This is a genomic window from Variovorax atrisoli 110B (assembly GCF_000382045.1).
Taxonomy (GTDB): domain Bacteria; phylum Pseudomonadota; class Gammaproteobacteria; order Burkholderiales; family Burkholderiaceae_C; genus Variovorax; species Variovorax atrisoli.
This window is the reverse complement of the sequence record NZ_KB907470.1, coordinates 56,764-76,220: the sequence shown is the minus strand read 5'-3', so window position 1 is coordinate 76,220 and position 19,457 is coordinate 56,764. Positions and strand designations below refer to the sequence as shown.

The window sequence follows — 19,457 nt, the reverse complement described above, 5'->3', positions numbered from 1 at the left end:
TTATGAAATCGCTACTCGACCTGTTCAAGCAATTCACCCCTGATGAGCATTTCGATGCCATCAAGATCGGCATGGCTTCGCCCGAGAAGATCCGTTCGTGGTCCTTCGGCGAGGTGAAGAAGCCCGAGACGATCAACTACCGCACGTTCAAGCCCGAGCGCGACGGCCTCTTCTGCGCGAAGATCTTCGGCCCCATCAAGGACTACGAGTGCCTGTGCGGCAAGTACAAGCGCCTGAAGCACCGCGGCGTGATCTGCGAGAAGTGCGGCGTCGAAGTCACGCAGACCAAGGTGCGTCGCGAGCGCATGGGTCACATCGACCTGGCCGCGCCCTGCGCCCACATCTGGTTCCTGAAGTCGCTGCCGTCGCGCCTGGGCCTCGTGCTCGACATGACGCTGCGCGACATCGAGCGCGTGCTGTACTTCGAAGCCTACGTGATCACCGACCCCGGCATGACCCCGCTGAAGAAGTTCGGCATCATGTCCGAGGACGACTATGACGCGAAGCGCAAGGAATACGGTGACGAGTTCGTCGCCAAGATGGGCGCCGAAGGCATCAAGGACCTGCTGGAAGGCATCGAACTCGACAGCGAGATCGAACGCCTGCGCGGCGACCTGACCGGCTCCGAAGTCAAGGTCAAGAAGAACTCCAAGCGCCTGAAGGTGCTGGAAGCCTTCCGCAAGTCGGGCATCAAGCCCGAGTGGATGGTGCTCGACGTGCTGCCCGTGCTGCCGCCGGACCTGCGTCCGCTGGTGCCGCTGGACGGCGGCCGCTTCGCGACCTCCGACCTGAACGACCTGTACCGCCGCGTCATCAACCGCAACTCGCGCCTGCGCCGCCTGCTGGAGCTGAAGGCTCCGGAAATCATCGCGCGCAACGAGAAGCGGATGCTGCAGGAGGCCGTCGACTCGCTGCTGGACAACGGCCGCCGCGGCAAGGCCATGACGGGCGCGAACAAGCGCGCGCTGAAGTCGCTGGCCGACATGATCAAGGGCAAGAGCGGCCGCTTCCGCCAGAACCTGCTGGGCAAGCGCGTCGACTACTCGGGCCGTTCGGTCATCGTGGTGGGTCCGACGCTCAAGCTGCACCAGTGCGGCCTGCCGAAGCTGATGGCGCTCGAACTCTTCAAGCCCTTCATCTTCTCGCGCCTCGAAGCCATGGGCATCGCGACCACGATCAAGGCTGCCAAGAAGGAAGTCGAATCGGGCACGCCGGTGGTCTGGGACATCCTGGAAGAGGTCATCAAGGAGCACCCGGTCATGCTGAACCGCGCTCCGACGCTGCACCGCCTGGGTATCCAGGCCTTCGAGCCGATCCTGATCGAAGGCAAGGCGATCCAGCTGCACCCGCTCGTCTGCGCGGCTTTCAACGCCGACTTCGACGGCGACCAGATGGCCGTCCACGTGCCGCTGTCGGTGGAAGCGCAGATGGAAGCCCGCACGCTGATGCTGGCCTCCAACAACGTGCTGTTCCCGGCTTCGGGCGAACCGTCGATCGTTCCTTCGCAGGACGTGGTGCTGGGTCTGTACTACACGACCCGCGACCGCATCAACGGCAAGGGCGAAGGCCTGGTCTTCTCCGACATCGGTGAAGTCCAGCGTGCGCTCGACGCCAACGAAGTCGAACTCACCGCCAAGGTGGCAGTGCGCATCACGGAATACACCAAGAACAAGGAAACCGGCGAATTCACGCCGTCGACCTCGCTCGTGGATACCACCGTGGGCCGCGCGCTGCTGTCCGAGATCCTGCCGAAGGGCCTGCCGTTCTCGAACATCAACAAGGCGCTGAAGAAGAAGGAAATCTCCAAGCTCATCAACGTCTCGTTCCGCAAGTGCGGCTTGAAGGAAACCGTCGTCTTCGCAGACAAGCTGCTGCAGAACGGCTTCCGCCTGGCGACCAAGGCCGGCATCTCGATCGCCATCGACGACATGCTGGTGCCTTCGGAGAAGCACGGCATCATCGAGCGCTCGGCGAAGGAAGTGAAGGAGATCGAGCAGCAGTACGTCTCGGGTCTCGTGACCTCCGGCGAACGCTACAACAAGGTGGTGGACATCTGGGGCAAGGCCGGCGACGAAGTGTCGAAGGTGATGATGGCCAAGCTGTCGAAGCAGAAGGTCATCGACCGCAACGGCAAGGAAGTCGAGCAGGAGTCCTTCAACTCGATCTACATGATGGCCGACTCCGGCGCCCGCGGTTCCGCGGCCCAGATCCGCCAGGTGGCCGGCATGCGCGGCCTGATGGCCAAGCCTGACGGCTCGATCATCGAGACGCCCATCACCGCGAACTTCCGCGAAGGCCTGAACGTGCTGGAGTACTTCATCTCCACCCACGGTGCCCGTAAGGGTCTGGCCGACACGGCGCTGAAGACGGCGAACTCGGGCTACCTGACGCGTCGTCTGGTCGACGTGACGCAGGACCTGGTCGTGACCGAGCAGGACTGCGGCACGCACGGCGGCTACCTGATGCGCGCCATCGTCGAAGGCGGTGAAGTGATCGAATCGCTGCGCGACCGTATCCTCGGCCGCACCGCAGCCGACGACGTGCTGCACCCGGAAAACCGCTCGGTGCTGCTGAAGGCCGGCGAGATGTTCGACGAGGACACCATCGAGGAACTCGAGGCGCAGGGCGTGGACGAGGTCAAGGTGCGCACGGCGCTGACCTGCGAGACGCGCTTCGGCATCTGCTCGACCTGCTACGGCCGCGACCTGGGCCGCGGCGGCCTGATCAACATCGGCGAAGCCGTCGGTGTGATCGCCGCCCAGTCCATCGGCGAACCGGGCACGCAGCTGACGATGCGTACCTTCCACATCGGTGGTGCCGCTTCGCGCGCTGCCATCGCCTCCAGCGTGGAAGCCAAGTCGAACGGCTCGATCGGCTTCAACGCCACGATGCGCTACGTGACCAACAGCAAGGGGGAGCTGGTCGTGATCTCGCGTTCGGGTGAAATCATCATCCACGACGAACACGGCCGTGAGCGTGAGCGCCACAAGGTGCCGTACGGCGCGACCCTGACGGTCAAGGCCGACCAGCAGATCAAGGCTGGCCATGTCCTGGCCAACTGGGACCCGCTGACCCGCCCGATCATCACGGAATTCGCCGGCAAGACGCAGTTCGAGAACGTCGAGGAAGGCCTCACGGTCGCCAAGCAGGTGGACGAAGTGACCGGCCTGTCGACCCTGGTCGTGATCGACCCGAAGCGCCGCGGCGCCGCCAAGGTCGTTCGTCCTCAGGTGAAGCTCATCGACGCCTCCGGCGCCGAAGTGAAGATCCCGGGCACCGACCACTCGGTGACGATCGGCTTCCCGATCGGCGCGCTGGTGCAGGTGCGTGACGGTCAGGACGTGGGCCCCGGCGAAGTGCTGGCGCGTATTCCGGTCGAAGGCCAGAAGACCCGCGACATCACCGGCGGTCTGCCGCGCGTTGCCGAGCTGTTCGAAGCCCGTTCGCCGAAGGACAAGGGCATGCTGGCCGAAATGACCGGTACCGTGTCGTTCGGCAAGGAAACGAAGGGCAAGATCCGCCTGCAGATCACCGATCCGGAAGGCACGGTCTGGGAAGACCTCGTGCCGAAGGAAAAGAACATCCTGGTGCACGAAGGCCAGGTGGTGAACAAGGGCGAATCCGTGGTCGACGGCCCGGCGGACCCGCAGGACATCCTGCGCCTGCTGGGTTCCGAAGAACTGGCGCGCTACATCGTGGACGAAGTGCAGGACGTGTACCGCCTGCAGGGCGTGAAGATCAACGACAAGCACATCGAGGTGATCGTTCGCCAGATGCTGCGCCGCGTCGTGGTCGACAACCCGGGCGACACCAGCTACATCGCCGGCGAACAGATCGAACGCAGCGAGATGCTCAACACCAACGACGCCCTGCGCGCCGAAGGCAAGATCCCCGCGACGTTCACGAACCTGCTGCTGGGTATCACGAAGGCATCGCTGTCGACGGACTCGTTCATCTCGGCCGCTTCGTTCCAGGAAACGACGCGCGTGCTGACCGAAGCCGCGATCATGGGCAAGCGCGACGAACTGCGCGGCCTGAAGGAAAACGTCATCGTCGGCCGCCTGATTCCCGCGGGCACCGGCATGGCGTACCACCAGGCACGCAAGGTCAAGGACGCCATGGACGAGGCCGAGCGCCGCGCCATCGCCGAAGCGGAAGCTGCCGAACTGGCAGGTTCCGGCGAAAGCGATGCAACTGCGAGCACGGCGGACGCCAGCGAAGGCGCTGCGACCGAATAACTGGTTAGCATCACCGGCCATGACCGGTACACACGCCCCCCGACCGGCCCCGGTCGGGGGGCGTTTTCATTTGTTCTTCCCCTGTGTTTGCATGATGAGGCCTTGTCGTCGATGAGCTTGTTGCCCGAATCGCTGGCCGGCTGGATCGTGGCCGCGGTCCTGCTCTTCTGGTTTGTCGGTGCCTACAACCGGCTGGTGCGCCTGCGCGCGGCCGTGCTGCAGGCCTATGGCCAGCTCGATGCGGCGCTGGGCAAGCAGCTCGACTTCGTGCAGGCCAGCATCGCGGCGGACCCACCGCCCGAGGCGCCGCCGACCGGGGAGTCGCTCTCGTCCATCGCTCCGCTGCAGGCTGCCACTGCACAGCTGGCGACCCTGCTGGGTGCGACCCGGCTGCGGCCGCTCGAAGCGGGCGGCATGGCCGCGCTGGCGACCGCGCTCCAGGTCTGGATCGGCGCCTGGCAGCGGCAGCATCCCGACCAGGTGACGGTGTTCGACGCCGACGGCACGCTGTCGCGGCCCGCGCAGCTGCTGCCCGGCACGACCACCGGCGTACCGGGCGCCGCGGAGCCGATCGGCTGGCCCGAGCCTTCCGCGGCCGCCGAGATCGCGCGCAGCCAGTTCAACCAGGCGGTGGCGCAGTACAACGCTGCCATCGCACAGTTCCCGGCGCTGCTGGTGGCATGGGCCGTGCGTCTGCGTCCGGCGGCACCGCTGCTTTGAGCTGAGCCGACCTGTCGGCAGCGGCCGTGCGCGGCCACTGCGGTATTTCGTGTCGTTCTCTTTCCATGTACGAAGTCCGGCTTTTGGCCGGCCCGTTACCATCGCCCCCAACTTGCCAGAACTACCTTCCGACCCCTCCCGCAGAGGCCCCGGCGACTCGCCGCCCCTGCAACAACCTCCGCTCTGGCGCCAGCTGCAACTGACTGCGACGGCGCTGGCGTCGATTCGCGCCGGCACGTCGGGCTCCGTGGCCTTCGAAGCCGTCGAGCCCGCGCTGCGGCCCGGCGTGCAGTCGCTCGGCTTCCAGGTGCTGCGCTGGCTCGGCCGTGCCGAGGCGCTGCGCCGCCATCTGGCCAAGCGCACGCCGCCGCCCCTGCCCGATGCGCTGCTGTGCACCGCACTGGCGCTTGCATGGGATGCGGCGCACGCACCCTACGAGACCTTCACGCTGGTGGACCAGGCGGTCGAGGCCGCCAAGCGCAATCCCGCCACGCGGGCGCAGGCGAGCTTCATCAACGCCTGCCTGCGGCGCTTCCTGCGCGAACGCGACGAACTCGTGGCCGCCACCGACACCGAACCCGTCGCGCAGTGGAACCATCCGCGCTGGTGGATCGAGCGCCTCAGGCGCGACCATCCTCGCGACTGGCAGCGCGTGCTTGCCGCCGACAACGCGCAGGCCCCGATGACACTGCGGGTCAACGCCCGCCGGACGACCGCCGCCTCGTACCTGACCGAACTCGAAGCCGCAGGCCTCGGTGCGACCCGCGTCGGTGCCAGCGGCCTGCAGCTGGCGCGTGCCCGCCCCGTGCAGCAACTGCCCGGCTTTGCCGACGGTGCCTGCTCGGTGCAGGACGCCGCCGCGCAGATGGCTGCGCCGCTGCTGCTCGACGGCCTGCTGCAGGACGCGGCGCAGCAGCCGCTGCGCGTGCTCGACGCCTGCGCCGCGCCTGGCGGCAAGACCGCGCACCTGCTCGAGACGGCGAAGCCCGGCGCCCTCGACGTCACGGCTCTCGAGGTCGACGCCACCCGCAGCCGCCGCATCGACGAGACCCTGGAGCGCCTCGGCCTGCAGGCCAAGGTGCTCGTCGCCGATGCCAGCCGGCCTGACCAGTGGTGGGACGGCATGCCCTTCGACGCGATCCTGCTCGACGCGCCCTGCACCGCCTCGGGCATCGTGCGGCGCCATCCCGACGTGCGCTGGCTGCGCCGCGAGAGCGACACGGCCCAGCTCGCCGCCCAGCAGGCCGCGCTCCTGGCGGCCTTGTGGCCGCTGGTGCGGCCCGGCGGGCGGCTTCTCTACTGCACTTGCTCCGTGTTCCGCGAAGAGGGTTCGCAACAAATTGATGCGTTTCTTGTACACAACACCAACGCACGATTGCTGCCATCGCCAGGCCATTTGCTGCCCCAAAGCGGATCGAATGCCCGTGGCGTCCCGGACAATGCCTCTGGTGACCACGACGGCTTCTTCTACGCCCTGCTCGAAAAGCGTCCGCGTTGAGCGGCGGCGCCGGCTGGTGCCGTGGCTGCCCGTCCTGCTCTGGATCTGGGCGATCTGGATGTCGTTCCTACCCGCACCGGCATCCGCCCAGGCGCGCAGCGGCGCTTCGATCACCCAGATGCGGCTGGAGCAGGATGACGACGGCGTCTACTTCAGCGCCGCCGTGCAGTTCGAGCTGCCCTCGCTGGTCGAGGAGGTGCTCGACAAGGGCATCGCCATCTATTTCGTGGCGGAGGCCGAGCTCTTCCAGGAGCGCTGGTACTGGACCGACCGCAAGGTCGCGCAGGTCACGCGCCACATGCGGCTGGCCTACCAGCCGCTCACGCGCCGCTGGCGGCTCAACGTGTCGGCGGCGCCCATGACCGGCGCGGCCGGCCTGGGCATCTCGCTGAACCAGAACTTCGACACCCTGGGCGACGCGCTCGACGCCATCAAGCGCGTCGGTCGGCTGCGCATGGGCGACATCGCCGAGATCGGCGACGACCCGCAGCACCAGGTCACCTTCCGCTTCAGGCTCGACACCTCGCAGTTGCCGCGCCCGTTCCAGATCGGCGTGGTCGGCCAGGCCGACTGGAACATCGCCGTCGAGCGCACGGCCAAGCTTCCGATGGAGAAGCAGAAGTGAGCACTTCGGCGCGCAGCGGCACGGCGGCCTCGCAGGCTGCGAGCCGCGCGCGGGCCCGGCGCTGGGCCATCGGCGTCGGCGCCGCGCTGGTCACCGCCATCGGCCTCGTGCTGATGTTCCTGCTGGCGCAGGCCACCAACAACCGCGCGCTGTACGAGCGCTACTACGTGCGCCTCTTCGGCATCAATGTCGTGGTCGCGGTGCTGCTGGTGCTGGTGATCGGCTGGGTGGCCTTCCGGCTGCTGCGGCGTCTCAGGCAGGGCAAGTTCGGCAGCCGGCTGCTCATCAAGCTCGCGGCCATCTTCGCGCTGGTGGGGGTGGTGCCGGGGGCGCTGGTCTATGTGGTGTCGTACCAGTTCGTCGCGCGCTCGATCGAGAGCTGGTTCGACGTCAAGGTGGAAGGGGCTCTCGACGCCGGCCTGAACCTCGGGCGGGCCACGCTCGACTCGCTGTCGGACGACCTCGCCGTGAAGACGCGCAGCGCCAGCGCGCAGCTGGCGCAGGTGCCCGATGCCAGCGCCGGCCTGATGCTCGAGCGCATCCGCGACCAGCTCGAAGCCAGCGATGTGATCCTCTGGACCGGCTCGGGGCAGCTCGTGGCGAGCGCGGGCACATCGCGCTTCCAGCTCAACCCCGAGCGGCCGACGCAGCAGCAGTTTCGGCAGGTGCGCCCCGAGCGTGCCGTCGCGCACATCGAGGGGCTGGATGAAAACACCGCCCCGGGCGCGACGCCGCCTGCCGCGAGCGTGCGGGCGCTCGCGATGGTGCAGCGGCCAGGCTTCGACTTCGACACCGCGCCGCGCTACCTGCAGGTCACGCGGCCGCTGCCGCCGGCGGTGGTCGCCAACGCGCTGGCGGTGCAGGAGGCCAACCGCGAATACCAGGAGCGGGCGCTCGCGCGCGAAGGCCTGCGCCGCATGTACATCGGCACGCTCACGCTGAGCCTGTTCCTCGCAGTGTTCGGCGCGGTGCTGCTGGCGGTGCTGTTCGGCAACCAGCTCGCGAGGCCGCTGCTCGTGCTTGCGGAGGGCGTGCGGCAGGTGGCGGCGGGCGACCTGCGTCCCACCGCCGTGCTCCAGGGCAAGGACGAACTAGGCGGCCTCACGCGTTCCTTCGCCGTCATGACGCAGCAGCTGGCCGACGCGCGCGGCGCCGTCGAGAAGACCATGGGCCAGCTCGACGCGGCGCGTGCCAACCTGCAGACCATCCTCGACAACCTGACCTCGGGCGTGATCGTGCTCGATGCCAAGGGTACGGTGCTGTCCACCAACCCGGGCGCGACGCGCGTTCTGCGCGCGCCGCTCGCAGCCTACGAGGGCCGGCCGCTCGTCGAGGTGCCGGGGCTGGCGGAGTTCGGCGCGAAGGTGCAGCAGCAGTTCGAGGACTTCCTCGTCGAGCGCATCCAGCACGGCCTCGACCACTGGCAGCACGCCTTCGAGCTGCACGCTTCCGGCGTCGACCTGCCGCAACAGGACGGCGCCATCAACATCGTCGCGCGCGGCGCGGAACTGCCCGGCGCCGCACGGCTGCTGGTGTTCGACGACATCTCCGAGATCGTCTCTGCGCAGCGTGCGCAGGCATGGGGCGAGGTCGCGCGCCGGCTCGCGCACGAGATCAAGAACCCGCTCACGCCCATCCAGCTCTCGGCCGAGCGGCTGGAGATGAAGCTGTCGGGCAAGGTCCAGCCGCCCGAGCAGGCGGTGCTGGTGAAGTCGGTGAAGACCATCGTCGACCAGGTCGATGCGATGAAGCGGCTCGTGAACGAATTCCGTGACTACGCGCGCCTGCCCGCGGCCGACCTCAAGCCGGTGGACCTGAACGCCTTGCTCACCGACGTGCTCCAGCTCTACAACGCCGAGAACCTTCCGATCACGCTGCGCTCCGAGCTCGACGAGCGCTGCCCGCCCATCAAGGGCGACGCGCAGCAGATCCGCCAGGTCATACACAACCTGTTGCAAAACGCGCAGGACGCCGCCGAGGCCGCTGCCAGCGGCACGGGCAAGCGGGGAGAAGTCACCATCCGCACCCGGCTCGGCGACTCGGGGCAGCGCGTGCGCCTGACCGTGCAGGACAGCGGACCTGGCTTTGCCGAGAACATCCTCAAGCGCGCATTCGAGCCCTACGTCACCACGAAAACTAAAGGTACCGGTTTGGGCCTCGCGGTCGTCAAGAAGATCGCCGACGAGCACGGCGCGCGCATCGAGCTTTCCAACCGCGTCGTCGATGGGGCTGTAGCAGGGGCACAAGTCTCGCTATCATTCGCGCTGGCAAGCGAGCCGCGGGCAGCGGCCGCTCACACCGAAGATTCGTCGAAGTCTTCCGCCGCCTGAGCCGCACGAATGACCGTCGCACAGGCGATGGATGGCCAGCGGACTCAACATACCATTGCGGACACCAGCGCACACAACAAGCAGCACTCATGGCAAACATTCTCGTGGTCGATGACGAGCTGGGCATCCGGGACCTGCTCTTCGAAATTCTCAATGACGAGGGCCACAACGTGGAACTCGCGGAGAACGCGGCCGAAGCGCGCGCTGCACGCCAGCGCGCACGTCCCGATCTCGTGCTGCTCGACATCTGGATGCCCGACACCGACGGCGTCACGCTGCTCAAGGAGTGGTCCACTGCGGGCCTGCTGAGCATGCCCGTCATCATGATGAGCGGCCACGCCACGATCGATACGGCAGTCGACGCCACGCGCATCGGCGCATTCGCCTTTCTCGAAAAGCCCATCACCATGCAGAAGCTGCTCAAGGCGGTGGAGCAGGGGCTGGCTCGCGAGAATGCGCGCCGCGCAGCAGCGGGTGTGGTGCCCGCACCGATCACCGGCAACCAGGCAGCCGCCATCACGACGACGGGCGACAGCCTGCTGATGGCTTCGCTGGCCTCCGTGCCGGTGGCCGACACCGGCCCGCAGTCCACTCAGAGCTTCGATCTCGACCGTCCGCTGCGCGATGCGCGCGACGGCTTCGAGAAGGCGTACTTCGAGTTTCACCTGGCGATGGAGAACGGTTCCATGACCCGCGTCGCCGAGAAAACCGGCCTCGAACGCACCCATCTCTACAGAAAACTCAAACAACTTGGCGTCGATCTTTCAAGAGGGCGCAGAAGCGCTGTATAATTTGAGGCTGCACACAGCAACGGCCCGGTAGCTCAGTTGGTAGAGCAGCGGATTGAAAATCCGCGTGTCGGTGGTTCGATTCCGCCCCAGGCCACCATATTCAGCAAGGCGCTACAACTCTCGAGGTTGTAGCGCCTTTTGCTTTGCGCCCGTCTTGCCGCGATCCGGTGCGGCCTCCCGTATCGGCACATCATCGGCCCTTCAGGCCGACGACCACTTCACTGCAGCGCCACCTCCGTCCCATCGGCCGCCACCATCACCCCCGGCGTGTTCTCAGCAATCTCGATGGGCACTCCCATGTGCTTCGTCGCGCTCATGTCGCGTTCGCCAGGGATGGTGATCAGCGACAGGTCGCGCAGATACTGGTCGCGCAGTGCGGGGCTGAGCACGAACTTCCGGGGGTAGGCGTTGTTGTTCTCTCTCCAGTGCGCGGAGAGCTTCTCGGTCATCTGCAGGTACAGCGTAGTCATCGGCTGATCGTAGCGGCAGGCCCGCGCCTACAGTGGGGCGGGCCGCACGCTGCAGAATCGTCGCGGGGAGCCACGACGACGAGCCATAGCTAAAAGAACAAGCAAGCGCGCACCTGCGAGGATCATCAGCAATGCCGATGGACTTTCTGCGTCGGATCGAGGAGGCGTCTTTCCCGCTGGCCATCCTGGAGGAGGCCGATATCCACTGCGCGGCCGTCCTTGCGGCGGCCGGGTTCATCGAGGCGAGGCTTCCCGAGCCGGGTGAACGCCTGAGGCGGTCCGCCATGATCCTGCGCATCACGCCGCTCGGTCGGGCGGAGCTTGGGCGATGGCGTCGGCAGCGGGCCTGAGGGCCGCTCTCATCAGCGCTCAGGGCAGCAGCAGCGACGCTCAGGCTGCCGCGTCGAGCACCAGCTGAGTCTGGGTGACGACTGCGCAGAGCTTTCCATCCGCATTGGCGATCGTGGTCTGCCACACCTGGGTCGTGCGCCCGCGGTGCAGCGCCACGCTGGTGCCGGTGACCGTCGTTCCCACGCGTGCTCCGGCGATGAACTTGGTGCTCGAATCGGTCGTCGTCGTGCGCTTGCCTTCGGGCAGGTTGACGATGGTGCCGACCGCGCCCAGCGTGTCCGCGAAGGCCATGTAGGCGCCGCCATGGAGGATGCCGCCGGCGGTGCACAGGTCGGGGCGGACTTCCATCTGCGCGACCACGCGCTCGGGCGCGAGTTCGGTGAGCCTCACGCCCATGAGGCCGGGGAAGATGGTGTCCAGCAGCTTCTGCATCGAGGCGATGTCGGGCATGAGCGTCTCCTTGCTTGTGGTGTCGAGGAACGAATGAAGGCGAAGGCTCAGGCGATCGCCGCCGCTGCAGCTGTCGCGCGCCGCAGCGCGGCGCGCGACAGCAGGCGGGTCGAGTCCAGCGTCGGCAGCGACGAGTTGCCGTCGTCCAGCACCAGCGGAAGCTCGGTGCAGCCCAGCACGACGGCATCGCAGCCGCGCGCCTTCAGCCCGTCGATCATCCGCCGCAGCACGTCGGTGGACTCGGGCTTGATCACGCCGCGCACGAGCTCGTCCATGATGATGCGGCCCATCTCCGCACGCTCGTCGGCGTCTGGCCGCACGGCTTCGAGCCCGGCTGCAGACAGCGCCTGCGGGTAGACCTCGCTGTTCACCAGCCAGTGCGTGCCCAGCACGCCCACGCTGCGGAAGCCGCGCGACACCGCCTCGGCTGCAACCACCTCGGCGATGTGGAGCCAGGGCCGCGGCGACTGCGCAAGCACCAGGTGCATCGCCTGGTGGATGGTGTTGTCGGGGCAGATCAAGAAGTCGGCGCCAGCCGCGGCGAGCTTGCCTGCGGAGGACAGCATCAGCTGCGCGACGCCGTTCAGGTCGCCGCGGTCCAGGCAGTCCACGTACGCCGCGAGCGAGTGCGTGTGCATCGAGACCTCGGGGTGCGCATGGGCGTGGCCCATGTGGCTGGCGCCTTCGACGCACAGCGTGCGATAGCAGAGCGCAGCGCCTTCGGCCGAGCAGCCGACGATGCCGATGTGCAATGGCATGGAAGATGTCTCCGGAAACGAAGTGGCAGAAAAGAGTCGGACGATGTTCTCACGCCCTGCGCGACACCGCCACGCCGGCATGGCGGTCGAGCCGCAGCGTCATCAGCGCCGCGATGGCCATCAGCAGGCCGACCACGTACCAGGCATGGCGAAAGTCGGCGAGCTCCACCGCGGGCGCGCCGCGCAACGCCTGCGAGGCGCCGAGCACCATCGCGCCCAGGGCCACGCCGAGCGCGAGCGACACCTGCTGCAGCATGGTGCCGAGCGTGCTGGCGCCCGCGCGGGTCTCGTCGGGCACATCGGCGAAGGCCAGAGTGCCGATGGCGGTGAAGTTCATCGAGCGCGCCATGCCCGCCACGAAGAGCAGCACGCACATCCACGGCAGCGGGTCGCCCGGCGACAGCAGCCCGCAGCCGAAGAGCGTGGCGGCGCAGATCGCGCCGTTCACCGTCAGCACGCGGCGAAAGCCGAAGCGCCGCAGCACCGCCGTGGTGGCGCTCTTCATCACGAGGTTGCCGGCCATGTAGACCAGCAGCATCGAGCCGGCCTGGAAAGCGCTCATGCCGAAGCCGATCTGGAACATCAGCGGCAGCAGGAAGGGCGAGGCGTTGATCGCGACCCGCGAGACGAAGCCCGCGGTCGCCGTGGCCAGCGCATAGGTTGGCACCGCCAGCGCACGAAGGTCGAGCAGGGGCGCCGCCGCGTGCCGCGCGTGGCGCACCGCGGCGATGGCGGCCGCCACGCCTGCGGCCAGCAGGCCGAGCGTGAAGGCCGAGCCCGGGTGCGGCCCGCCCAGCCGCGTGAGGCCTTCGACCAGCGCGGCCAGCGCGATGGCGGTGAGCACGAAGCCGGCAGCGTCGAAGCGCGCCGGCGCCGCGTCGGCCCGGCGTGGAAAGAGCCGCATGATCAGCCACAGGCCGACGAGTCCCAGCGGCACGTTCAGCAGGAAGATCCAGCGCCACGACGCATGCGTGGCGATCAGCCCGCCCAGCGGCGGCCCGATCACCGGAGCGATGAGCGCCGGCCAGGTGATGGTGCCGATGGCCTCGATCAGCCGGTGCTTCGGCGTTTCGCGCAGCACCACCAGCCGGCCCACCGGCGACATGAAGGCCGCGGCCGTGCCCTGCAGCACGCGCGCCGCGACGAAGAATTCGAAACTCGGCGCGAGCCCGCAGGCCAGCGAGGCGAGGGTGAAGGCCCCGACCGCCAGCGCGAACACCCGTCGCGCGCCGAAGCGGCCCGCGCACCAGCCAGCGGCCGGCACCAGCGCGGCCATCGCGATCAGGTAGACCGTCACGCCCAGGCTCGCGTCCAGCGCACCGATGCCGAAGGCCGCCCCGATCGCCGGCAGCGCCGTGACGATGACGGTGGCGTCCAGCGTCTCCATGAAGAAGGCGGCCGCCACCGTGAGCGCGATGCGCCTGGAGGCGCCTTCCGAGGCCGCGACGGGCTGGGCGTTGTCGTTCATGCGCCGAGTCTGACACCGCCGGGCGCCTAGGGTTTACCCGGTGGTGACGATCCGGAAGCGCGGACGGGGCCGGTCTGCGGCATCCGGATCGTCGGCGGGGCACCTCGCCCCTCTTGGGGGAAAGCGCTTTGAAATCAATGGCTTACGGCGCCTGCCGACCCTTGCCGGCCGTGGCATGTCGATTGCTGGATCACCGGCCGGCCGCGCCCCTCCGATGTGGGCCCGGTCACGACCCTGGAGACAAACCAATGAGCACCCCCATGGAACACCAGACCGCCCCCAAGCCCTTCTACAAATCCCTGTACTTCCAGGTCATCACGGCCATCGTGCTCGGGGTGCTTCTGGGCCATTTCTATCCCGACACCGGCGCCTCGATGAAGCCGCTGGGCGACGGCTTCATCAAGCTGATCAAGATGATCATCGCGCCGATCATCTTCTGCACGGTGGTGGTGGGCATCGCCGGCATGGAGGACATGAAGAAGGTCGGCAAGACCGGCGGCATGGCGCTGCTGTACTTCGAGATCGTGAGCAGCATCGCGCTGATCGTGGGCCTGGTGCTCGTGAACGTGCTCAAGCCCGGCGCAGGCATGAACGTCGACGTGAGCCAGCTCGACACAAAAAGCATCGCGGCCTACACCGGCCCCGGCAAGATGCAGAGCACCACCGACTTCCTGCTCAACATCATCCCGAGCACGGTGGTCGATGCCTTCGCCAAGGGCGAGATCCTGCAGGTTCTGCTGATCGCCGTGATGTTCGGCTTCGCGCTGCACCGCTTCGGTGGCCGCGGCACGCTGGTGTTCGACGTGATCGAGAAGGGCTCGCACGTGCTCTTCGTGATCGTCGGCTACATCATGAAGGTCGCGCCCATCGGCGCCTTCGGCGCGATGGCCTTCACCATCGGCAAGTACGGCGTGAGCTCGCTGCTGCAGCTGGGCCAGCTGATGGCCACCTTCTATGCCACCTGCCTGCTGTTCATCTTCGTGGTGCTGGGGCTTATCGCGCGCTTCCACGGCTTCAGCATCTGGAAGTTCATCAAGTACATCAAGGAAGAGCTGCTGATCGTGCTGGGCACCTCGTCCAGCGAATCGGTGCTGCCGCGCATGATGGCCAAGATGGAGAACCTGGGCGCGAAGAAGTCGGTGGTCGGCCTGGTGATTCCGACCGGCTATTCGTTCAACCTCGACGGCACCTCCATCTACCTGACGATGGCGGCCGTGTTCATCGCACAGGCCACCAACACCGACATGACGCTCACGCAGCAGCTCACGCTGCTGGCGGTGCTGCTGCTGACCTCGAAGGGCGCGGCGGGCGTCACGGGCAGCGGCTTCATCGTGCTGGCGGCGACGCTGTCGGCCGTGGGCCATGTGCCGGTGGCGGGGCTGGCGCTGATCCTGGGCATCGACCGCTTCATGTCGGAAGCCCGCGCGCTCACCAACCTGATCGGCAACGGCGTAGCCACGCTGGTGGTGGCCAAGTGGACCGGCGACCTCGACACCGTGCGCATGAACCAGCACCTGAACCAGGAAAGCACCGCCGAGGCCGACGAGCCCGAGCGCGTGCTCGACGCCACCGAGGCGCACATGCCCGTCGCCTCCGCGCGGCAGGTTTCCTGATCCTCCCTTCGGCCCCGCCCTGGGGCCATCGGGCTGCCACTGATGCAGGCGGCCCCGCCTTGTGCAATAACGGCCCCATGAATCCAAGGGAGCCGGCCCGGCGTCTAGACCCACATTCCGACCAGGCGACGAGGGGGTGGCGCGGCCTGCCTCGATGGGGCGGCGCTCTGGCCCTCGTGGCCGTGGCCGCCTTCGCGGGCTACCAGGTCGCCATGCAGACCGGCCTGGCCCGGCTGCGCGAAGCGGCCGACCACCGGCTCGACATGCTCGCCACCGGCCTCGACGCCGACCTGGCCCGCTTCGACTACCTGCCCGCGCTGCTGGAGATGACGCCCCTGGTGCCGGCCCTGCTCGGCACCCCGTCGGACACGCGGCTGCGCGATTCGGTCAACCGCTACCTCGACGGCGTCAACGCCGCGGCGGGCGCGGAGATGCTCTACGTGCTCGATGCCTCCGGCACCTCGCTGGCGGCCTCCGACTGGGACAAGCCCGGTACCACCGTGGGCCAGGACCTCTCGTTCCGTCCCTACGTGATCGACGCGCTGGGACAGGGCAGGGGCCGCTTCTACGGCGTGGGCATCACCAGCAAGAAGCCGGGCTACTACCTTTCCTATGCGCTGCGCCGCGGGCAGGCCTCGCGCGGCGTGGTGGCAGTGAAGATCAATCTCGAGGAAGCCGAGCGCGCCTGGCGCAAGCTGCCGGGCGACGTGGCGCTGATCGACCAGCGCGGCGTGGTCATACTTTCCACGCGCGAGGACATCAAGTTCCGGCCGCTGCTGCCGCTCGATGCCCTCCAGCGCGCCGAGGTGCTGCGCTCGCGTCCCTACGGCGAGGCCGCGCTGCAGCCGCTGCGATGGACGCAGAAGGAGGCGCTCGACCGCGACGTGCAGGTGATCTCGCTCGACGGCGTCGACCAGCTCGCCTCGGCTCGCACGCTGCGCGGCGCGCCGTGGCAGCTGGTGGTGCTCGACAACCTCGCGCCGCTGCACCTGGCCGCGCGCAACGCGGCCATCACTGCCGGGCTCGCGATGACGGTGCTGCTGCTGGTGGCCGTGGCGCTGTGGCAGCGCCGCCGCGCGGTGCGCCAGAAGCTCGCCAACCAGGCCGCGCTGCAGGCGGCGCACGACACACTCGAATCGACCGTGGCCGCGCGCACCGCGCAGCTGCGCGCGGCGCAGGGCGAACTGGTGCATGCCGGCAAGATGGCCGCGCTGGGGCAGATGTCGGCGGGCGTCGTGCACGAGCTCAATCAGCCGCTCACGGCCATGCGCACGCTCTCGGAAAGCGCCGCCATCCTGCTCGACAAGAACCGCCTCGACGATGTGCGCGGCAACCTCGAGCGCATCCGCGGCATGGTCGACCGGCTCGCGCGGCTGACCTCGCAGCTGCGCACCTTCGCCTACAAGAGCGAGCTTCCACTGGCGCCGGTGCTGCTGTCGCACGCGATCGCCGACGCGCAGGTGATCGTCGCCGAGGCGTCCAGGAAGCATCGCGTGGCCATCGAGGTCGACGTGCAGCCCGCCACGCTGAGCGTGATGGCGGAGGAGGCCGCGCTCGGCAGCGTGCTCGCCAACCTGATGCGCAACGCCATCGACGCGATGCAGGACGCGCCGGTGCGCAAGCTGCGCCTGCAGGCGCGGCCGAAGGAGGGCCGCGTGCTGCTGTCGGTGACCGACACCGGGCCGGGCATCCGCCCCGACATCCTGCAGCGCCTGTTCGAACCCTTCGTCACCGGCAAGGCCGCAGGCTCGGGCCTGGGACTGGGTCTCGTGATCTCGGCACAATTGGTGCGGTCCATGGACGGCACGCTGCGCGCGGCCAACCTGGACGGCGGCGGGGCCTGCTTCGTCATCGACCTGCCGGCGGCCATCGCCGTGATTCACGACAGCAGCAGCCAGCCGCCGGTTTCCGACGCCTTTTCCATTGCACAACAGGAGTGATCCCCAAGTGAGCGAAGCCCCTGCCATCCGGGTGATGCTGATCGAGGACGACGAAGACGTCCGCGTCAGCACCACCCAGGTGCTGACCCTGGCCGGTTTCGAAGTCGAGTCCTTTCCCAGCGCCGAGCGCGCGCGCCCGCACATCACGTTCGGCGTGCCCGCCGTCGTCATCAGCGACGTGCGCCTGCCGGGCATGAGTGGCACCGAGTGGCTGCCCGAGCTGCGCAACGTCGATCCCGAGCTGCCGGTGATCCTGGTCACCGGCCATGGCCACATCGCGATGGCGGTGCAGGCCATGCGCGAGGGCGCCTACGATTTCATCGAGAAGCCCTTCGGCTCCGAGCGGCTGGTGGCCATCGTGCGCCATGCCATCGAGCGGCGGCAGCTCAGCCTGCAGGTGCGCGCACTGCGCGACGCGCTGGAGAACTGGCAGGGCATCCAGTCGGTGCTGATCGGCCGATCGGCGCAGATGCAGCAGGTGCGCCAGACCGTGAAGACGCTGGCCGAGACCTCCGCCGACGTGCTGGTCTACGGCGAGACCGGCACCGGCAAGGAGCTCGTCGCGCGCTGCCTGCACGACCACAGCGCGCGCCGGCGCCAGCATTTCGTGCCGCTCAATTGCGGCGGGCTGCCCGAGTCGCTGGCCGAGAGCGAGCTCTTCGGCCACGAGGCCGGCGCCTTCACCGGTGCGAGCCGCATGCGCGTGGGCAAGTTCGAGTACGCCAGCGGCGGCACGCTGTTCCTCGACGAGATCGAGAGCATGCCGATGGCAGTGCAGATCAAGCTACTGCGCGCGCTGCAGGAGCGCAGCATCGAGCGCATCGGCTCCAACAAGACCATTCCCTTCGACTGCCGCGTGGTGGCCGCGAGCAAGGACGACCTCAAGGCCATGAGCGACCAGCAGAAGTTCAGGGCCGACCTGTACTACCGCCTGGGCGTTGCCTTCATCGAGCTGCCGCCCCTGCGCGAGCGGCGCGAGGACATTCCGCTGCTCTTCGAGCACTTCACGCTGCAGGCCGCGACCCGCTACGACCGCCCCGCGCCGCTCTTGAGCAACGCCCAGCTGGCCGACCTGATGGCCTACGCCTGGCCCGGAAACGTGCGCGAACTGCGCAACGTCGCCGACCGCTTCGTGCTGGGCCTGCTGGGCGAGCGCCTGACGCAGACGCACGGCGGCGGCGGAAGCGCGCAGGGCGTGCCCGCATTGCCGCGCGGGCTGCCGCAGCAGGTGGAGTCCTTCGAGCGCGCCGTGATCGTCGAGGAACTGCGGCGCCAGCGCGGCGACCAGCCGGCCACGGCCGCAGCGCTGGGCATCGCGCGCCAGACCCTGCACGACAAGGTGCGCAAGCTGGGCCTGACGGTCGACGAGTTCAAGTGAGCGAAGCGGCGTGCGCGGAGGCTTGCGTACGTCAAGTCTGGAACTGGTAGCCGGTGCCTCGCACGGCGTGCAGCGGCAGCGAGATGCCCGCAGCCGTCGCCTTTCGCCTCAGCCGGCTCACGACAGCGTCCACGCGCTGCAGATCGAAGTTCTCCAGGTCCTCGCCGCCCAGTGCCGCGGCGAGCTGCATGCGGTCGACCGGCTTGTTGCGCTGCTTGAACAGGCTGGTGACGATGGCGCGCTCCGACATCGTGAGGCGTAGCGCCCTGCCGTCCGGGTCGTACAGAATCCAGTCGCCTTCCTTGAGCACCCAGCGCCCAGTGCCGCGCGGCGCCTCGGGCTGATAGGGCTGCAGCGTTCGGCCGGCACCCGCTTCGGCAGCCTTGATGCGACGGTAGATGGCCTCGATCGATGCCGCGAGCTCCTCGGCATGCACCGGCTTTACGAAATAGGCGTCGGCGCCACCGCGCAGCCCGCGGACCCGGTCGCCGAGGTCGCCGTGCGCGGTCGCGAAGACGATCCCCACATTGCTGGCCGAACGCAGGTGCTGGGCGATCGAAAAACCGTTCTCGTCCGGCAGCTCGATGTCGATGACCACTACATCGCAGCGATCGACCGCGTAGGCCCTGTAGAACTCCGCCGCGGTAGAGAAGCCGGAGGCCTTGAAACCCAGTTGTTCGAGGCTGTAGACCAGCGCTTCCTGAAGGTCTTCTTCGTCCTCGATCAGATAGACGGTTATCTTTTTATCGGTGTTGGCGTTCGGAGTATTCATGGTGCACCTTTCCTGGGCGGCTAAACGGGACCGGCGCCGAAGAGTGGCTGGACAA

At 67.9% G+C, this 19,457-nt stretch carries 15 protein-coding genes and 1 tRNA gene; 11 read left to right on the top strand and 5 right to left on the bottom strand.

What is annotated here, in order from left to right; genetic code table 11:
- Positions 1-2 precede the first annotated feature (2 nt).
- The 7 genes from rpoC to G369_RS0132890 all read left to right on the top strand — a co-directional run bounded on the left by rpoC (position 3) and on the right by G369_RS0132890 (position 10,299).
- Positions 3-4,238, top strand: coding sequence for a DNA-directed RNA polymerase subunit beta' (gene rpoC / locus G369_RS0132920; RefSeq protein ID WP_019658332.1), 4,236 nt, complete (start codon positions 3-5; stop codon positions 4,236-4,238).
- Positions 4,239-4,349: 111 nt separating this feature from the next.
- Positions 4,350-4,958, top strand: coding sequence for a LemA family protein (locus G369_RS0132915; protein ID WP_019658331.1), 609 nt, complete (start codon positions 4,350-4,352; stop codon positions 4,956-4,958).
- Between the two features lie 112 nt (positions 4,959-5,070).
- Positions 5,071-6,456, top strand: coding sequence for a 16S rRNA (cytosine(967)-C(5))-methyltransferase RsmB (rsmB, locus tag G369_RS0132910; protein ID WP_019658330.1), 1,386 nt, complete (start codon positions 5,071-5,073; stop codon positions 6,454-6,456).
- Positions 6,457-6,514: 58 nt separating this feature from the next.
- Complete coding sequence (locus tag G369_RS0132905; protein ID WP_184607655.1) at positions 6,515-7,081, top strand: DUF4390 domain-containing protein; 567 nt, start codon at positions 6,515-6,517, stop codon at positions 7,079-7,081.
- Entirely contained in the window at positions 7,078-9,411 is a 2,334-nt protein-coding gene (locus G369_RS0132900; protein ID WP_019658328.1) for a sensor histidine kinase, read from the top strand. The genes G369_RS0132905 and G369_RS0132900 overlap by 4 nt, the downstream gene beginning before the upstream one ends.
- A gap of 89 nt (positions 9,412-9,500) precedes the next feature.
- Complete coding sequence (locus G369_RS0132895; RefSeq protein ID WP_019658327.1) at positions 9,501-10,202, top strand: response regulator; 702 nt, start codon at positions 9,501-9,503, stop codon at positions 10,200-10,202.
- A gap of 21 nt (positions 10,203-10,223) precedes the next feature.
- A tRNA-Phe gene (locus tag G369_RS0132890) sits at positions 10,224-10,299 on the top strand.
- Positions 10,300-10,420: 121 nt separating this feature from the next.
- Here G369_RS0132890 and G369_RS0132885 read toward each other — a convergent pair.
- A complete protein-coding gene (locus G369_RS0132885; RefSeq protein ID WP_019658326.1) occupies positions 10,421-10,672 on the bottom strand; it encodes a hypothetical protein in 252 nt (83 codons plus the stop codon).
- A gap of 131 nt (positions 10,673-10,803) precedes the next feature.
- On the opposite strand from G369_RS0132885, the gene G369_RS0132880 reads away from it, so the two are divergent.
- Positions 10,804-11,022: a hypothetical protein gene (locus G369_RS0132880; RefSeq protein WP_019658325.1), complete on the top strand. Its 219-nt coding sequence runs from the start codon at positions 10,804-10,806 to the stop codon at positions 11,020-11,022.
- A gap of 40 nt (positions 11,023-11,062) precedes the next feature.
- On the opposite strand, the gene G369_RS0132875 is transcribed toward G369_RS0132880, so the two are convergent.
- The 3 genes from G369_RS0132875 to G369_RS0132865 are packed head-to-tail and all read right to left on the bottom strand — an operon-like array spanning position 11,063 to position 13,699.
- Positions 11,063-11,473, bottom strand: coding sequence for a PaaI family thioesterase (locus G369_RS0132875; protein ID WP_019658324.1), 411 nt, complete (start codon positions 11,471-11,473; stop codon positions 11,063-11,065).
- Positions 11,474-11,520: 47 nt separating this feature from the next.
- On the bottom strand, positions 11,521-12,231 hold the full coding sequence (locus G369_RS0132870) for an aspartate/glutamate racemase family protein (RefSeq protein WP_019658323.1): 711 nt from the start codon (positions 12,229-12,231) through the stop codon (positions 11,521-11,523).
- Between the two features lie 49 nt (positions 12,232-12,280).
- Positions 12,281-13,699 carry an MFS transporter gene (locus G369_RS0132865; protein ID WP_019658322.1) on the bottom strand — a complete coding sequence of 473 codons (1,419 nt, stop codon included), beginning with the start codon at positions 13,697-13,699 and terminating at the stop codon, positions 12,281-12,283.
- 260 nt (positions 13,700-13,959) lie between these two features.
- Between G369_RS0132865 and G369_RS0132860 the strand changes: the two genes are divergently transcribed.
- From G369_RS0132860 to G369_RS0132850, 3 genes are all read left to right on the top strand, one after another.
- Positions 13,960-15,312, top strand: a complete 1,353-nt coding sequence (locus tag G369_RS0132860) for a dicarboxylate/amino acid:cation symporter (RefSeq protein WP_019658321.1) — start codon at positions 13,960-13,962, stop codon at positions 15,310-15,312.
- A gap of 77 nt (positions 15,313-15,389) precedes the next feature.
- The gene (locus tag G369_RS0132855; RefSeq protein ID WP_019658320.1) at positions 15,390-17,252 is read left to right on the top strand and encodes a sensor histidine kinase; all 1,863 of its coding nucleotides are present in this window, start codon (positions 15,390-15,392) and stop codon (positions 17,250-17,252) included.
- Between the two features lie 7 nt (positions 17,253-17,259).
- A complete protein-coding gene (locus tag G369_RS0132850; protein WP_019658319.1) occupies positions 17,260-18,630 on the top strand; it encodes a sigma-54-dependent transcriptional regulator in 1,371 nt (456 codons plus the stop codon).
- 31 nt (positions 18,631-18,661) lie between these two features.
- Here G369_RS0132850 and G369_RS0132845 read toward each other — a convergent pair whose 3' ends face one another.
- Positions 18,662-19,402: a response regulator transcription factor gene (locus tag G369_RS0132845; RefSeq protein ID WP_019658318.1), complete on the bottom strand. Its 741-nt coding sequence runs from the start codon at positions 19,400-19,402 to the stop codon at positions 18,662-18,664.
- Positions 19,403-19,457: the final 55 nt, after the last annotated feature.

Coding starts and splice junctions, on each gene's coding strand:
- G369_RS0132870 (WP_019658323.1), bottom strand. CDS start 12,231: ATGCCATTGCACATCGGCATCGTCGGCTGCTCGGCCGAAGGCGCTGCG.
- G369_RS0132845 (WP_019658318.1), bottom strand. CDS start 19,402: ATGAATACTCCGAACGCCAACACCGATAAAAAGATAACCGTCTATCTG.
- G369_RS0132880 (WP_019658325.1), top strand. CDS start 10,804: ATGCCGATGGACTTTCTGCGTCGGATCGAGGAGGCGTCTTTCCCGCTG.
- G369_RS0132885 (WP_019658326.1), bottom strand. CDS start 10,672: ATGACTACGCTGTACCTGCAGATGACCGAGAAGCTCTCCGCGCACTGG.
- G369_RS0132915 (WP_019658331.1), top strand. CDS start 4,350: ATGAGCTTGTTGCCCGAATCGCTGGCCGGCTGGATCGTGGCCGCGGTC.
- G369_RS0132865 (WP_019658322.1), bottom strand. CDS start 13,699: ATGAACGACAACGCCCAGCCCGTCGCGGCCTCGGAAGGCGCCTCCAGG.
- G369_RS0132860 (WP_019658321.1), top strand. CDS start 13,960: ATGGAACACCAGACCGCCCCCAAGCCCTTCTACAAATCCCTGTACTTC.
- G369_RS0132875 (WP_019658324.1), bottom strand. CDS start 11,473: ATGCCCGACATCGCCTCGATGCAGAAGCTGCTGGACACCATCTTCCCC.
- G369_RS0132905 (WP_184607655.1), top strand. CDS start 6,515: ATGTCGTTCCTACCCGCACCGGCATCCGCCCAGGCGCGCAGCGGCGCT.
- G369_RS0132855 (WP_019658320.1), top strand. CDS start 15,390: ATGAATCCAAGGGAGCCGGCCCGGCGTCTAGACCCACATTCCGACCAG.
- rpoC (WP_019658332.1), top strand. CDS start 3: ATGAAATCGCTACTCGACCTGTTCAAGCAATTCACCCCTGATGAGCAT.
- G369_RS0132895 (WP_019658327.1), top strand. CDS start 9,501: ATGGCAAACATTCTCGTGGTCGATGACGAGCTGGGCATCCGGGACCTG.